Annotated in this window: 15 protein-coding genes; 5 read left to right on the top strand and 10 right to left on the bottom strand. The window is 74.9% G+C overall.

What is annotated here, in order from left to right:
• Window positions 1-48: 48 nt before the first annotated feature.
• Complete coding sequence (locus JKP75_RS03785; RefSeq protein ID WP_200489123.1) at window positions 49-1,164, bottom strand: hypothetical protein; 1,116 nt, start codon at window positions 1,162-1,164, stop codon at window positions 49-51.
• Complete coding sequence (locus JKP75_RS03780) at window positions 1,161-1,607, bottom strand: hypothetical protein (protein ID WP_200489124.1); 447 nt, start codon at window positions 1,605-1,607, stop codon at window positions 1,161-1,163. Before JKP75_RS03780 ends, JKP75_RS03785 begins: the two co-directional genes overlap by 4 nt.
• A gap of 199 nt (window positions 1,608-1,806) precedes the next feature.
• On the opposite strand from JKP75_RS03780, the gene JKP75_RS03775 reads away from it, so the two are divergent.
• The gene (locus tag JKP75_RS03775) at window positions 1,807-2,409 is read left to right on the top strand and encodes an LppP/LprE family lipoprotein (RefSeq protein ID WP_200489125.1); all 603 of its coding nucleotides are present in this window, start codon (window positions 1,807-1,809) and stop codon (window positions 2,407-2,409) included.
• Between the two features lie 99 nt (window positions 2,410-2,508).
• Window positions 2,509-4,650: an RNA polymerase recycling motor ATPase HelR gene (gene helR, locus JKP75_RS03770; RefSeq protein ID WP_200489126.1), complete on the top strand. Its 2,142-nt coding sequence runs from the start codon at window positions 2,509-2,511 to the stop codon at window positions 4,648-4,650.
• Here the strand turns inward: helR and JKP75_RS03765 are convergent, their stop codons facing one another.
• From JKP75_RS03765 to JKP75_RS03750, 4 genes are all read right to left on the bottom strand, one after another.
• Window positions 4,651-5,631, bottom strand: a complete 981-nt coding sequence (locus tag JKP75_RS03765; RefSeq protein WP_200489127.1) for a phosphotriesterase — start codon at window positions 5,629-5,631, stop codon at window positions 4,651-4,653.
• 30 nt (window positions 5,632-5,661) lie between these two features.
• Window positions 5,662-7,158 carry a class I adenylate-forming enzyme family protein gene (locus JKP75_RS03760; RefSeq protein WP_200489128.1) on the bottom strand — a complete coding sequence of 499 codons (1,497 nt, stop codon included), beginning with the start codon at window positions 7,156-7,158 and terminating at the stop codon, window positions 5,662-5,664.
• 85 nt (window positions 7,159-7,243) lie between these two features.
• The gene (locus JKP75_RS03755; RefSeq protein WP_200489129.1) at window positions 7,244-7,420 is read right to left on the bottom strand and encodes a hypothetical protein; all 177 of its coding nucleotides are present in this window, start codon (window positions 7,418-7,420) and stop codon (window positions 7,244-7,246) included.
• Between the two features lie 100 nt (window positions 7,421-7,520).
• The gene (locus JKP75_RS03750) at window positions 7,521-9,110 is read right to left on the bottom strand and encodes a helicase HerA-like domain-containing protein (RefSeq protein WP_200489130.1); all 1,590 of its coding nucleotides are present in this window, start codon (window positions 9,108-9,110) and stop codon (window positions 7,521-7,523) included.
• A gap of 107 nt (window positions 9,111-9,217) precedes the next feature.
• On the opposite strand from JKP75_RS03750, the gene JKP75_RS03745 reads away from it, so the two are divergent.
• Window positions 9,218-9,889, top strand: a complete 672-nt coding sequence (locus JKP75_RS03745) for a class I SAM-dependent methyltransferase (protein WP_309229491.1) — start codon at window positions 9,218-9,220, stop codon at window positions 9,887-9,889.
• Between the two features lie 51 nt (window positions 9,890-9,940).
• Entirely contained in the window at window positions 9,941-10,918 is a 978-nt protein-coding gene (locus JKP75_RS03740) for a YihY/virulence factor BrkB family protein (protein ID WP_200492778.1), read from the top strand.
• 7 nt (window positions 10,919-10,925) lie between these two features.
• Here JKP75_RS03740 and JKP75_RS03735 read toward each other — a convergent pair whose 3' ends face one another.
• The gene (locus JKP75_RS03735; RefSeq protein WP_200492777.1) at window positions 10,926-11,936 is read right to left on the bottom strand and encodes an alanine racemase; all 1,011 of its coding nucleotides are present in this window, start codon (window positions 11,934-11,936) and stop codon (window positions 10,926-10,928) included.
• Window positions 11,937-12,029: 93 nt separating this feature from the next.
• Here JKP75_RS03735 and JKP75_RS03730 point away from each other — a divergent pair, with 93 nt between their 5' ends.
• A complete protein-coding gene (locus tag JKP75_RS03730; protein WP_200489132.1) occupies window positions 12,030-12,488 on the top strand; it encodes a GNAT family N-acetyltransferase in 459 nt (152 codons plus the stop codon).
• Between the two features lie 96 nt (window positions 12,489-12,584).
• On the opposite strand, the gene JKP75_RS03725 is transcribed toward JKP75_RS03730, so the two are convergent.
• The 3 genes from JKP75_RS03725 to JKP75_RS03715 are packed head-to-tail and all read right to left on the bottom strand — an operon-like array spanning window position 12,585 to window position 14,345.
• Window positions 12,585-13,328 carry a hypothetical protein gene (locus JKP75_RS03725; RefSeq protein ID WP_200489133.1) on the bottom strand — a complete coding sequence of 248 codons (744 nt, stop codon included), beginning with the start codon at window positions 13,326-13,328 and terminating at the stop codon, window positions 12,585-12,587.
• A 51-nt stretch (window positions 13,329-13,379) separates the two neighbouring features.
• A complete protein-coding gene (locus JKP75_RS03720) occupies window positions 13,380-13,832 on the bottom strand; it encodes a DUF5313 family protein (RefSeq protein WP_200489134.1) in 453 nt (150 codons plus the stop codon).
• A gap of 6 nt (window positions 13,833-13,838) precedes the next feature.
• Window positions 13,839-14,345: a MarR family winged helix-turn-helix transcriptional regulator gene (locus JKP75_RS03715; RefSeq protein ID WP_200492776.1), complete on the bottom strand. Its 507-nt coding sequence runs from the start codon at window positions 14,343-14,345 to the stop codon at window positions 13,839-13,841.
• Window positions 14,346-14,383: the final 38 nt, after the last annotated feature.

The following is a 14,383-nucleotide window of genomic DNA, read 5'->3' as shown; positions in this document are numbered from 1 at the left end:
GAGAGCACGGGGTGGTCGCGGGGAACCGCGACCACCCCGTGCTGCGTCTCAGCGGTGCCCGCGCCCGGGGCCGTGCCCGCTACCGGGACCGGCGCCGGGACCGTTGCCGCCGGCCGGGCCGGGGGCGGCGCGCTCGCGGTCCTGCTGGCGGGCCCGCTCCTCCGCGACGGCCCGCTCCCAGGCATCGGCCAGCTCGCGCAGCCGCTGCGCGGTGCGGTCCTGCAGCTCCTGCCAGGTCGGCAGCCGGGGCTGCCGGGGGGCGGGGGCCGCGGCCGGCGGCGGTGCGGGGGCGGGTGCTGCCGCCGGGGCGGGAACGGGCGCGGGAGCCGGGGCGGCCGCCGGCGGCGCGGCCGCGGCGGGCGCCCGGACGACCTGGGGCGCCGGCGCGGGGTCCGCGGCGGGGGCCGGCTCGACCTCCGGTGCCGGCTCGGCCGGGGGCGGGTCCGGCACCGGGGTGGTCCCGAGCTGGCCCAGGGTCACCGGGGCGCCGGCGGGCCAGGCCGCGTCGAGCGCCGACCACCGCGCCCACGACTCCGGATCGAGCAGCGAGGGCAGCAGCGCGGCGACGGCTCCCCGGTCGAGGTGGTCCGCCGCGGCCGCGGCGAGGGCGAGCGCGGCGTCGACGTCGCAGGCCGCCGTCGTCAGGAAGTTCTGCCCCTCGGCGCAGCCGGCCCGGTCGGCCAGCACCCCGCCCAGCTGAGCGACCAGCGCGGCCGCGCTGTCGGCGTCGTCAGCGGTCAGCTCACCCGGCAGCAGCTCGGCCAGCTCCGGAGCCGCGGGAACGGGCAGCGACTGCACGGTGAGGAAGGCCGGGCCGGCGCCGATCGGCCACCGGGCCACCTCGCCGGCGAGCAGCACCTCGCCGTCACCGGCCGACCCGGCGCGCCGGAGGACCGCCGCGACCTCGCTGTTCTCGCTGCGCACCCGCACCGGCGCGGCGACGTCGCCCATCGGAGTCACCAGCACCGGCCGGTCGCGGTCGTTGCGCAGGGTGATCGCGGTGCCGTCCACGCAGGCCTCGACCGGGAACCGCTCGGGCACGCCACCGCGGACCTCGTCGGAGCTGCACAGCGCCGGCGCGCGGTCGGCGGCGGGAGCCGCCGCGGCCGAGGGGGTGTGCAGCAGCGGCAGCACCAGCAGGAGCGCCAGTGCGCGGCGCCTCACGTCGGGAACCCGCAGATCGGCTGCGCCAGCGCGCCCACCTGCCGGAGCGCGGCGGAGACGTCGGCGCCGGCCGGCTCGTCCCGCGAGCCGTCGGCGACTCCGCCGAGCGCGCCGACCAGGTCGTCCAGCGCCGCATCCAGCTCGGCCGGTCCGTCCTGGTCCCGCACGTCGGCGAGCACATCGCGCAGGTCGCGGGCGACCTGGCTGACCTGGGTGCGGGCCTCGACGTCCGGGCCACCGAGCAGCGCGCCCAGCGAGACCGGCAACCGGTCCAGCCCTCCGACGCCGGCGAGCCGGGTGCAGAACTCCGGCGCGTCCTCGGGTGCCTCGTAGGACGGCAGCGCGGCGTCCGCGGGCCGCACGTCGTCGTCCGGTCCGCAGGCCACCGCGGCGGCGAGCACCAGCAGCGCCGCGCCGAGACGACGGGGACCGAGGAGCTGCACCCGGGCACGGTAGGTCGGCGCGAACGCTGCGTGGTCGCCGCCGGCCCGGCGTCACCCGGTCGGGCGACCGCCGATCGGGTCGCCGGCGCAGGGGTGGACCGGCAGGGCAGACATGGCCATTTCTGCCCCTGAGGGGTGCGGCCTCACCCCGAGGGGTGAGGCGCGTTCACCGGGCGGCTCCACGTCCCGATGGGACGACGTGACGATCCCTCCGCGCGCCCGCCGCCTCCGGGCTGCCGCCGTCGTCGCCTGCTCCGCGCTGCTGCTGCTCGCCGGCTGCGAGGCGGGCCCGCACGCGGCGACGCCGGTGGCCGGGAAGGCTCCGGCGACGTCGGAACCCGTCGCGACCCGGGTGGACTGGAAGACCGCCGCCTACGCCGCCCTGGACTGCGCTCCGCGCGACGCGTGGGTGGCCGGTGGGCTACCCGGCGAGCTGTGGGACGCCGAGACCGTGCGGCGCAGCGTCGCGGACGTGACCGGCGACGGCGCCGACGAGGTGCTCGTGCAGCTCGGCTGCCCGTCGGCGGTCTCGACCCCGGCCGAGCGCGTCGCCGTCTTCGACGTCCGCGGCTCCGCGCCGCGGCTGATCGGCGTCCTGGGTGAGGAGCTGTTCCTGACCCGGGCGGCCGTCACCGCCGACGGGACGACGGTGGAACTCACCGGGCCGACCGTCGCGGGCACGGACCCGTACTGCTGCCCCGGCCACACGGGCTCGGTGACCTACGCGTGGGACGGCGCCCTCTTCGTCGTCCGGTCGCTGACCGAGACCCCGGCGGCACCGGACGTGCGCGCCGCGTCCTGAGCGGCTCTCCGTCACTCTCTTTGTAGCAGTTCTGGTCAAGGCTCATGAGGCCGATTTTTTCGTTCTACGGTCGCGGGCCTCACGAACGGAGCTGACGCCGTGGACCCGCTGACCACCGCAACCTTCGCCCTGCCCGACACCCTGGCTGCCAAGGCCGATCCGGCGCTGATCGCCGCCGACGAGGCGCACCTCGCGGCCATCGCCGCGAGCCTCGCGCGGTCCGTCGCGGAGCTCACCGAGCGCCTCGACGCCGAGCGCCGCGCACCCGGCGGGGACGGCCAGGCCGCGCTCGACCGCGACCTGGAGATCCACCGGCTGACCGCCCGGCTGCGCACCCTGCGCCGGTTCGGCCTCGACCTCTGCCTCGGCCGGATCGTCGCTGCCGACGTCGAGCCGGTCTACGTGGGGCGGCTGGGGCTCACCGACACCACCGGCCGGCGGCTGCTGGTCGACTGGCGCTCCCCCGCCGCCGGGCCGTTCTTCGCCGCGACGCACGCCTCCCCGATGGGGCTGGTGAGCCGGCGCCGGTACCGGTGGACGCGCGGGCGGATCACCGACTACTGGGACGAGGTGTTCACCCCCGAGGGGCTCGAGGGGCACGCGGCGCTGGACGACCAGTCCGCGTTCATCGCCAGCCTCGGCAGCACGCGCTCGCCGCGGATGCGGGACGTGCTGGGCACGATCCAGGCCGACCAGGACGCGATCATCCGCGCGGGCTCGGCCGGTGCGCTCGTCGTCGACGGCGGTCCGGGCACCGGGAAGACCGTCGTCGCCCTGCACCGCACCGCCTACCTGCTGTACGCCGACGCGGCGGTCGGTCACGACCGGGGCGGGGTGCTGGTCGTCGGGCCGCACGAGCCGTACCTGGCCTACGTGTCCGACGTGCTGCCGAGCCTCGGCGAGGAGGGCGTGCGGACGGCGACGCTGCGCGACCTGGTGCCGGAGGGCGCCGCCGCGGTTCCCGAGCCCGACGACGAGGTGGCTCGGCTCAAGGCGACCGCGCGGGTGGGCGAGGCGATCGAGGCGGCCGTGCGCTTCTACGAGGAGCCGCCGTCGGCCGGGCTGACCGTGGAGACGCCGTGGTCGGACCTGCGGCTGAGCGCCGCCGACTGGGCCGAGGCGTTCGAGGTCGCCGATCCCGGCACCCCGCACAACGAGGCGCGCGAGCAGGTGTGGGCCGAGCTGCTGGACCTGCTGCTCGAGCGGGGCGAGGACGCCGACGTCTCCCCCGACGAGCTGCGCACCCTGCTGGAGCAGGACCGCGAGCTGCGGGCGGCGTTCGACCGGGCGTGGCCGCTGCTCGAGGCGACCGACGTCGTCGGGGACCTGTGGTCGGTGCCGGCCTACCTGCGGCGGTGCGCGCCGTGGCTGACGGCCGACGAGGTGCGGGTGCTGCAGCGGGCCGATGCCGGCGCGTGGACCCTGGCCGACCTGCCGTGGCTGGACGCGGCGCGCCGGCGGCTGGGCGATCCCGGCATCGAGCGGCGGCGGCGCGCGCAGGCGGCGGTCACCGCGCGGGAGCGGGAGCGGATGGCCGGGGTCATCGACGAGCTGATCGCCGCCGACGACTCCGAGCTGCTGCTGATGACCTCGCTGCGGCACGGCGACCTGCGGGACGCGCTGCTCGACGAGGCGGCACTGCCCACCGCCGAGCGCGATCCGCTGGCCGGGCCGTTCGCGCACGTCGTGGTGGACGAGGCGCAGGAGCTGACCGACGCGGAGTGGCAGATGCTCCTGCTCCGCTGCCCGTCCGGGAGCGTCACCATCGTCGGCGACCGGGCGCAGGCGCGGCACGGGTTCGCCGAGCCGTGGGAGGAGCGGCTGGCGCGCGTCGGGGTGCGCGACGTGCGCCTGGCCTCGCTGACCGTCAACTACCGGACGCCGGCCGAGGTGATGGCCGAGGCCGAGACGGTCATCCGGGCCGCGCTGCCGGACGCGAACGTGCCGACGTCGATCCGCAGCAGCGGGGTGCCGGTCCGGTACGGGTCGGTGGGGTCGCGGGACGCGGTGCTGGCGGACTGGCTGGCCGAGCACCCCGAGGGCATCGGCTGCGTCATCGGCGACCCGTCGTTCCCCGGCACCGAGCGGGTCCGCTCGCTCACGCCGGTGCTGGCGAAGGGGCTGGAGTTCGACCTCGTCGTCCTCGTCCGGCCCGAGTCGTGGGGTGGTGGCATCGAGGGCGCGGTGGACCGCTACGTCGCGATGACCCGCGCGACGCAGCGGCTCGTCGTCCTCAGCTGATCACTCGAAGTACCGCCGCGGCGCCTCGACCAGCATCAGCCGGACCTGCTCCTCGGTGACGCCTCGCTCCCGCAGCATCGGCAGCACGTCCTTGCTGATGTGGGTGAAGTTCCAGTTCGGCGCGATCTGCTCCTTGGCGGCCTGCGCCTCGACCCCGGGGAAGTAGTCGATGTAGCAGCTCGCGTCGTGCGCCAGCACCATCCGGTCGGCGTAGCCGCGCTCGGCCAGCGCGACGATCGTGTCCACCCGCGAGGACGTCGGGTTGTAGATGTCCAGGCCGAAGCGGTCCATCCCGAGCAGGCAGCCGGCCTCGGCGAGCTCGCTGAGGTAGTCCAGGTCGTTGGTGTCGCCGGCGTGCCCGATGACCACCTTGGTGAGGTCGACGCCCTCGTCGCGGAACACCTGCAGCGCCATCCGCCCGGCCTGGTTGGCGACCGAGGTGTGCACGGTGATCGGGGCGCCGGTGGCGCGGTGGGTAGCGGCGACGGCGCGCAGGTTCCGCTCGACCCCGGGGGTCAGCCCCTTGGCCTCGACCACGCACTTGAGGAACGCGGCCTTCACCCCGGTGCGGGCGATGCCGTTCGTGATGTCGGAGGTGAAGTCGTCCACCATCGGGTCGCGCGGCAGGTCGAGGAGCAGCCCGGGGCCGCGGTGCTCGTACTGGTGCGGCAGCTCGTCGTAGGTGTAGAGGCCGGTGGCCACGATGATGTTGAGGTCGGTCTGCTCGGCGACCCGCTGCACCCGCGGGATGTAGCGGCCCAGCCCCCACACCGTCGGGTCGAGGATCGTGTCGATGCCGAGCGCCTTGAGCTCGTTCAGCTGGGTGACCGCGTCGGCCACCCGCTCGTCCTCGTCCCACCAGTCGCCGTCGCCGTAGTTCTGCACGTGCTCGGTGGAGAGCACGAACACGTGCTCGTGCATGAGGGTCGCCCCCATGTCTGCGGTGTCGATGGGGCCACGGACGGTCTCGACGGTGGGCATGGCTTTCCCCTCGGGTGGTGGGCGTGCGGCTCAGCGCACCGGCTGCCAGTCGGTCGCTTCGCGCAGGGCGGGCTTGAGCACCTTGCCGCCGGGGTTGCGGGGCAGCGGCTCGGTGCGGACGTCGAGGAACTGCGGCACCTTGAAGTCGGCGAGGTGCTCGCGGGCGAAGGCGAGCAGCTCGGCCGGGTCGAGCGTGCGCCCGGGCAGCGGGACGACGACAGCGCCGACCTTCTCGCCCATCATCGAGTCGGTGACGCCGATGACGGCGACCTCGCCGACCGCCGGGTGCGCGGCCAGGGCGTTCTCCACCTCGACGCAGTACACGTTCTCGCCGCCGCGGTTGATCATGTCCTTCTTGCGGTCGACGACGTAGACGCGGCCGTCGTCGTCGATGCGGGCCAGGTCGCCGCTGTGCAGCCACCCGTCGACGAAGGTCTCCGCGGTCTGCTCGGGCTTGCGCCAGTAGCCGGCCACGACGTGCGGGCCGCGGATGAGCAGCTCCCCCACCCCGGTGTCCGGGTCGGGCCGGTCGAGCCGGACGTCGACCACCGGGGCCGGGTAGCCGACGGAGTCGGCGTGCTCGGCGGCGTCCTCGTGCGGCAGGTAGGTGGACACCGACGAGGTCTCGGTGAGCCCGAAGCCGTTGCCGACGCGGGCGGTCGGGAACGCCTGCTGGATGCGGTGCACCAGGTCGGGCGCGATCGGCGCGCCGCCGTAGCTCAGCGAGATGACCGAGGAGGTGTCGACGTCGGCGAAGCCGGGCTGCTGGAGCGCCAGCCAGTAGATGGCCGGCACGGTGGTGAGGACGTCGACCCGCTCGTCCTGGATCGCGCGGAGGAACGCACCCACCTCGAACGTCGGCATGACCACCGACGTCCCGGCGAGCGCGGTCACGACCAGCAGCTGGGAGTTGCAGCCGGTGACGTGGAACAGCGGCACCGAGATCAGCGTGGTGCGGGGCTCGCGGCCGAGGTCCAGGCAGCGCAGGCAGGTCTCGATGTTGGACAGGAAGTTCTCGTGGGTGGTCATCGCACCCTTGGGGAAGCCGGTCGTCCCGCTCGTGTAGAAGATCCCGGCCAGATCGGTGTGCTGCGGGTCGGCCGGCTCCACCGGCTCGCCGTCCGGGAGCGGGGCGCCGGGCTCGACGACGAAGGCGGCGCCGGAGTCCTCGACGACGTAGCGGACCTCGGGCTCGGCGAAGCGGGTGTTCACCGGGACGACGACGCCGCCGGCGAGCAGCGTGCCCCAGAACGCGTAGACCCAGTCGTTGCCGTTGGGCAGCCGGTTGGCGACCCGGTCCTCCGGCTGCACCCCGGCCGCGCGGAGGCCGCCGGCGACACGGGCGGCGCGGTCCCAGAGCTGCCGGTAGGTGACCCGCTCACCGCCGAGCTCGACCAGGGCCTCGCCGTCGGGATGGCGGTCGACGGCGGCGCGGAGCAGCCGGATCAGGTTCTGCGGCAGGTCGCGGTAGCGGCGGATGCCGTCGGGGCCCACGTCGGTGCCCTCGCGGTCGAACGGGTAGGCCATGCCGACCTCGAGACGTCGTCGTCCGGTGCTGGTGCCCGGAGTCTGTCCGGACCGGCGCCGCGCGTCCAGACGATCGCGTCGCGGGTCAGGCGTTCCCGCGGCGCCGCCGCACGGCCCGGACGCCGAGCACGACGGAGGCCACGATGAGGAAGCCGCCGATGCCCTGCAGCCCCGGGGAGTCGTCGGCGCCGCCGAGGACGACGGCCAGGACGCCGAGGACGAACAGCGCCTCGACCCCGACGGTGGTGAGCAGCGACCTCATGCCGCCATCGTGCACGCCCGCGGGAACGCCGTCCCCACCCGCATGCGCCTGCGCGTGGTCTCCCCGCCCCGGGAGACCACGCTCGTGCGCATCCGGGCGGTCAGCGGCGGCGCTTGCGGGTGCCGAACAGCCCGCGGGTGATCTCCCGCCCGAGCGACGACGCCGCCGAGCGGGCGAAGGACCGGAACGCCGAGGAGCCGAGGATCTGCGTGACGACGCTCTCCTCCTCCGGTTCCGGACGGCGGGGCCGGCGCGGCTCGGGGTCGGCGTCGGGGAGCCGCACCTCGGGCGCGGGCTCCGCGGGGGCCGGCGGCGGGGCGAGCCGGGCGGCCAGCCGCTCGTAGGCCGAGTCGCGGTCGACCGGCCGGCCGTAGCGGGCCTGCAGCGGCGAGGCGTCGACGGCCTGCTGCAGCGCGGCGGGGTCGGCCGGTGCCATGAGCGAGCGCGGGGAGCGCATCATCGTCCAGGCGACGGGGGTGGGCGTGCCCCGCTCGGAGAGCACGGTGACCGCGGCCTCGCCGGTGCCGAGCGAGGTGAGCATGCCCTCGACGTCGTAGTCGTCGGACTTGGGGAACGTCTTCACCGTCTTGCGCAGCGCGGTGGCGTCCTCGGGGGTGAAGACGCGCAGCGCGTGCTGCACCCGGTTGCCGAGCTGGCCGAGCACCGCCGAGGGCACGTCGCCGGGGTTCTGCGTCACGAAGAAGACGCCGACGCCCTTGGAGCGGATCAGCCGCACCGTCTGGGTCACGGACTCGAGGAACGCCTTGCTCGCCCCGGAGAACAGCAGGTGCGCCTCGTCGAAGAAGAAGACCAGCTTCGGCTTGTCCACGTCGCCGACCTCGGGCAGCTCCTCGAACAGCTCGGCGAGCAGCCACATGAGGAAGGTGGAGAACAGCGCCGGCCGGTCCTGCACCGCGGCCAGCTCGACGGCGCTGATGACGCCGCGCCCGTCGGCGGCGGTGCGGATCAGGTCGGCCGGTTCGAAGGCGGGCTCGCCGAAGAAGACGTCGCCGCCGAGCTGCTCCAGGCCGATCAGCTCGCGGAGCAGCACGCCGGCGGTGCTCGCCGACAGCCCGCCGAGCCGCTTGAGCTCGGGCTTGCCCTCGTCGCTGACCAACCAGCTGATGACGGAGCGGAGGTCCTTGAGGTCCAGCAGCGGCAGCCCGGCCTCGTCGGCGTAGTGGAAGACCAGCCCGAGCGAGCTCTCCTGCGTGGCGTTGAGGTCGAGCACCTTGGCGAGCAGCACGGGGCCGAAGTCGGTCATCGTCGCGCGCAGCGGCACGCCGGGGCCGATGCCGCCGAGCGACAGGTACTCGACGGGGAAGCCGGTGGCCGCCCAGTCGTCGCCGGTGACGGCGATGCGCTGGGTGACGCGGTCGCCGCCCTCGCCGGGGTGCGCGAGCCCGCTCAGGTCGCCCTTGATGTCGGCGACCACGACCGGCACCCCGGCGGCGGAGAGCTGCTCGGCCATCAGCTGCAGCGACTTGGTCTTGCCGGTGCCGGTCGCGCCGGCGACGAGGCCGTGCCGGTTGAGCATCGCCAGCGGCAGCCGCACCTGGGCGTCGGGGTGCGCCGTCCCCTCGTGGACCACCGAGCCCAGCGCGAGCGCCGGGCCGGGTGCTGCGTAACCGGTGGCGATCCGGGCGGCGACGTCGTCGCCGGGGGCCGGGGTCTGGTCGGGCGTCGTCACGGCTCGGACGCTAGCGGCCGGGAGGCCGTGGGGCAGGCCGAGCTGCGCGGTTGCCGGAACGGCAACGGCGGTGGCGGGCGCGGGCCCCGCCCGGCGAGAGTGGTCCGGTGACCGACGCCCGACCGCCCGCCCCCGAGACCTTCCCGACCGAGGGATACGCCGGCGACCCGGCCGTGGCCGCGGAGTGGGACGAGCGCTACGGCGCCGACCCCGACCGGTTGTGGAGCGGCCGTCCCAACGGTGCGCTCGTGGCGGAGGTCGCCGACCTGCCGCCGGGGCGGGTGCTCGACGTCGGCTGCGGCGAGGGGGCCGATGCCGTGTGGCTGGCCGGCCGCGGCTGGGACGTCACGGCGCTCGAGGTGTCCGGGGTCGCCCTGGAGCGCGCGGCCCGGCACGCGCGGGACGCCGGGGTCGCCGTCCGCTGGGTGCACGCCGGCCTGGTCGAGGCCGCGCTGCCGCCGGGGTCGTTCGAGCTCGTCTCGGCGATGTACCCGGCGCTGCTGCGCACCCCGGACGCCGCCGCCGAGCGGGCGCTGCTGGCAGCGGTCGCCCCCGGCGGGGTGCTGCTGCTGGTGCACCACGCGGGGATGGAGTCGCACGTGCCGGAGGAGGGCCGGCCCGACCCGGCCGACTACGTGTGGCCGTCGATGGTGGCCGCGCTGCTCGACGAGGACTGGCAGGTGGAGGTCGACGAGGTGCGGCCGCGGGTGGTGCCCGAGGGCGGCGCCGGCGCGCACCACGCGGACGACGTCGTGCTGCGGGCCCGCCGGCTGCGCTGAGCGCCGCTGCGGCCGGGGGCGGCCGAGCGCGGGACGTGATCGACTGCGCCTGTGGCTCTCGTGGACCGGCTGGACCGCCTGCAGCGCCGCCACCGGGCGGCCGGCTTCCCGATCGCCGTCGTCTACAAGTACGTCGACGACTCCGGCCCGTTCCTGGCCGCGCTGATCACCTACTACGCGTTCGTCTCGCTGTTCCCGCTGCTGCTGCTGTCGACGACCATCCTCGGGTTCGTCCTGGCCGGGAACCCGGAGCTGCAGGAGCGGCTCATCGACTCCGCGCTCAGCCAGCTGCCCGTGGTCGGCGAGCAGCTGGGCGAGCCGCAGAGCCTGAGCGGCGGCACCACCGCCGTCGTCATCGGTGTGCTGGGCGCGCTGTACGGCGGGCTCGGCGTCGCCCAGGCGCTGCAGCACGCCATGAACACCGCGTGGAACGTGCCGCGCAACGACCGGCCCAACCCGTTCCTGGCCCGCGGCAAGAGCCTGGTCCTGCTGGCCACGGCCGGCGTCGCGGTGATCGGGACGACGGCGCTGTCCACCATCGGTGCGGCGGACGCGGGATCGTTCGGCGGGGTCGTGCGGACCCTGGTGCTCATCGCCTCGGTGCTGATCAACGGGGTCATCTTCACGTTCGCGTTCCGGCTGGGGACGAGCCGCTCGGTGAGCGTGCGCGACGTGCTGCCGGGAGCGCTGCTCGCCGCGGTGGTGTGGCAGCTGCTGCAGACCTTCGGGGTCACCTACGTGAGCCGGGTGGTGGCCAACGCCAGTGCGGTCAACGGGGTGTTCGCCCTGGTGCTCGGGCTGCTGGCGTTCCTGTACCTGGCGGCGGTGTTCGCGGTGCTGTGCGTCGAGGTCAATGTGGTGCGCGTCGACAAGCTCTACCCGCGGGCGCTCCTCACGCCGTTCACCGACGCCGTCGACCTCACCCCCGGCGACCGGCGCAGCTACACCGGCAAGGCGAAGGCCGAGCGGCACAAGGGGTTCGAGACGGTGCACGTCACCTTCGACCCGCCGGACCGGCCGGGCGGCTGAGCGCGGCTCACCAGTGCCGCATGTCGACCGGCCAGCAGTCGACGACCTCCTCGCCGTCGACGACCCACATCCGCTCGTGCTGGGAGACCGTCGGGTCGATGTGCGCGGGCACCAGGCGCACCCGGTCGCCGAGCGCGGGCAGGGTGCCGCCGTCGGCCGCGGCGACGATGGTGTGCTCGTCGGAGCAGTAGAGGACGGCGGCGCCGGGCAGGGTCGGGTCGCCGTGGTCCATGCCGAAGGCCTTGAGCCCGGCGTCGGCGACCGCCCAGCCGCCGGCCGCGTTCACCGAGACGACGGTGGCGAGGACGGTGAGCGCCTGCTCGAAGGGGACGTCGTCCTGCGCGGCGTAGGCGGTGTCCATGAGCGCGTAGGAGCCGGCCTGGAGCTCGGTGACGACGGCGTTGGTGCGCCAGGTGCCGGTGCCGCCGCCGGAGAGGACGTCGCCGCCGACGTCGGCATGCGCCGTCGTCAGCAGGTCCATGGCCTTCGCCGTCTTGCGGACGCGGTCGTCGCGGTCGGGGACGAGCATCAGGTGGCCCTCGTAGCCCATGACGCCGCGGACCTCGAGGCCCGCGGCGCGCGCGGCGTCGGCGAGGCGGCCGGCGTCCTCGGGGGCGCAGCCGCAGCGGGGCAGGCCGACGTTGACGTCGATGAGCACCTCCCGGACGCCGCCGTCGACCGCTGCCCGCAGGACGGCGTCGGAGTCGACGGCGACGGTCACCCGGGCGCCGGCCTCGACCACGGCGCCGAGCCGGCGCATGTCGAGCACCTCGTTGGCCAGCAGCAGGTCCTCCCCCAGGCCGGCGGCGGCCATGACCTCGACCTCGCGGATGGTGGCGCAGGTGAAGCCGGTGTGCCCGAGCTCGGCCTGGCGGCGGGCCAGGCCGCTGGTCTTGTGCGCCTTGACGTGCGGCCGGAGCCGCCGCCCCGGCCAGACCTCGGCCATCGTGGCGAGGTTCCGCTCGAGCGCGCCCTGGTCGACGACGAGGGCGGGGGTGGGGAGTTCGTCGAGCCGCATGCCCGCGACCCTGTCAGAAGACGATCACGCTCGGCCAGCCCCGCCTCGATCCGGCGGCGGGCCGTTCCGACAGGCACGGGTACGGAGGAGCGCATGGGCGAGGAGCCGCAGCTGCGGTGGCGCACCGCTTCTGCGGTGGACCTGCCGCTCGTCGAGGCGGCGGAGCTCGACTACATCCGCCAGCGGGAGCCCGACCAGGAGGCGGCGTGGCTGGCCGCGCTCGACCGCAACCGGCGGCTGTGGGGCGAGAACCTGGAGCGGACCACCGTCGTCGAGCTGGACGGAGCGCCCGTCGGCTACGGGATGTGGACCGTGCTGGACGGCGTCGCCACGGTGGTCACCCTGCACGTCTCGCCGGCGCACCGGCGCCTCGGCCTGGGCCGCCGGCTGCTGGACGCCGTCGCCGACCATGTCCGGCGCGGCGGGCACGCCGCTCTGGCTCTGGGGGTGCACCGGGAGAACCCGGCCCGCCGGCTCTACGAGGCGGCCGGCTTCCGGTGCACCGGTGAGGACGGCGAGTACGTGCTGTTCCGCCGCGACCTGGCCGGCTGATCCGGGGCGCGACGCTCCCGCGGAAGCGCGCGACGTTCCCGCGGGAACGTGCATCAGGCGCGATCCGCCGTTCCGCGGAAGCGCAGAGCGGAGGGGTCAGCCGGCGTCGGCCACCCGCTGCGCGAGCCAGTCGGGCATCGCCGGGGACGGCCGCGGGAACCGCCGCAGCTCCTCGACGTAGGCCTCGACCGGCAGCGGATCCCCGGCCGGCTCGAGGTTGTAGTTGAACCCCGGGCTCAGCTGCCCGGCGGCGCGGTCGACGGTGAACTGCAGCTCCAGCCAGGTACCGCGGTCCGGCGTCCACATCAGCTGCTTGAGCTCCTCGACCGCCGCACGCACCTCGGCGGGCGCGCCCTGCAGGTCGACCGACCCCTCCTCCGTGGTGGCGGTGAGCCGGTCGCGACGCCGGTCGCCGATGAGCAGCGCGGCGTAGCTGAGGTGGGTCCACTCCTCCGGAGCGGCGTCGATCAGGCCCCCGGCGATCTCGCGGACGACGTCCGTCTGGTCCCGCTCCGGGGGGATGCTGTCGGCGAGCTGCCAGGCGACGGTCACGCCGTCCGCCGCGAGCAGATGCCCGGCCGCCTTGAGGACGTCGAGCACCACCTTCGGCGGCTCGTCGACCGTGTGGAGCAGGACGACGGCCGGCTCGTCGCCCTCGCGCTCGGCGATCTGGCGGGTCTTCACCGCGTAGATGTAGGCGTTGAGCTTGGCCCGCAGCTCCTCGGCCAGCGCCGTTGCGGTGTCGGGCGTGTAGGGCCGGTCCTCGGTGACGAGGAGGGTGAGCAGCCCGTCGGAGGCCCGGGCGATGGAGTCGATCGTCTGCGCGTCACGTACGGCCACGCAGCCATCCTCACACCGGCTCCCGCCGACCCCAAGGGCGGAGCGGGACGGCTAGCGGTCGGCGCGGCGCTGGTAGCGGGCGGCGCGCTTGGTGGCGGCGGCGCGCTTGCGCTCGCTCTCCAACCGCTGGCGCTCGATGCCGGCGCGGTCGCGCAGCGCCAGGGCGGTGCCCACGGGGTAGCCGGCCTTCTTCACCCGCGTCTCGGTCGACTCGGCGATGTAGGCGGTCGAGTAGATGAGCGCCAGGAAGATCCCGAGCAGGCACATGCCGACGCGCAGCCCGAAGCTGCCCGGCACGAAGACCATGATGAGCGCGATCGGGATGACGAGCTGGACCATGCTGCGCGTGGTGTGCCGCAGCCACCAGGTGCTCGTGGTGGTGTCGAACAGGACCCAGCCGCGGTGCTTGCGGGGCAGCCGACCACCCAGGGCGTACCAGAACCAGCGGTGCGGAGCGGGCCGGACGATCGGCTCCTCGGCGATGCTGTCGATCGGGCCGGTCATGACTGGTCACCCCGAGCACTGGCGGCGTCGCGGGACCGGGCGAGCGCGTCCTGGCGACGTCGTGATGACGCGAGTCAGCACCTCGTGCAGGTGGACGAGCTCCTCGACGGGCATGCCGAGCCGCTCGACGATACCGGCCGGGATCTTCTCCGCCTCCGCGCGCAGCGCCTTGCCCTCGTCGGTCAGCGCGAGCGCGAGGTTGCGCTGGTCCTCGGGGTCCCGCTCGCGGCGCAGCAGACCGGCCGCTTCGAGCCGCTTGAGCAGCGGCGAGAGCGTGCCCGGGTCGAGCTGGAGCAACTGCGAGAGCTTCTTGACCGACGACGTGCCGTACTGCCAGAGCGCCAGCATCACCAGGTACTGCGGGTGGGTGAGCCCCAGCGGCTCGAGCACCGGCCGGTAGATCGCCACCACGTTGCGGGCGGCCACGGACAGCGCGAAGCACACCTGGCGGTCGAGCGCGAGGACGTCCTCCGCCTCGAGGGCGGTCGGCACCTCGGCCACGTCGGACTTCATGGCTCCAGCGTAACACCGGGTGCACCAATGATTGGTGC

It is taken from the genome of Blastococcus sp. TML/M2B (genome assembly GCF_016612865.1).
GTDB lineage: Bacteria > Actinomycetota > Actinomycetes > Mycobacteriales > Geodermatophilaceae > Blastococcus.
Note: the sequence above shows the minus strand (reverse complement) of the source record. Positions and strands in the feature narration are given on the sequence as shown.

What these genes read in the sequence shown, in the direction of transcription:
- JKP75_RS03760 (WP_200489128.1), bottom strand. Translation starts at nt 7,158, where the DNA reads ATGGCCTACCCGTTCGACCGCGAGGGCACCGACGTGGGCCCCGACGGC.
- JKP75_RS03715 (WP_200492776.1), bottom strand. Translation starts at nt 14,345, where the DNA reads ATGAAGTCCGACGTGGCCGAGGTGCCGACCGCCCTCGAGGCGGAGGAC.
- JKP75_RS03730 (WP_200489132.1), top strand. Translation starts at nt 12,030, where the DNA reads ATGGGCGAGGAGCCGCAGCTGCGGTGGCGCACCGCTTCTGCGGTGGAC.
- JKP75_RS03720 (WP_200489134.1), bottom strand. Translation starts at nt 13,832, where the DNA reads ATGACCGGCCCGATCGACAGCATCGCCGAGGAGCCGATCGTCCGGCCC.
- JKP75_RS03755 (WP_200489129.1), bottom strand. Translation starts at nt 7,420, where the DNA reads ATGAGGTCGCTGCTCACCACCGTCGGGGTCGAGGCGCTGTTCGTCCTC.
- JKP75_RS03735 (WP_200492777.1), bottom strand. Translation starts at nt 11,936, where the DNA reads ATGCGGCTCGACGAACTCCCCACCCCCGCCCTCGTCGTCGACCAGGGC.
- JKP75_RS03765 (WP_200489127.1), bottom strand. Translation starts at nt 5,631, where the DNA reads ATGCCCACCGTCGAGACCGTCCGTGGCCCCATCGACACCGCAGACATG.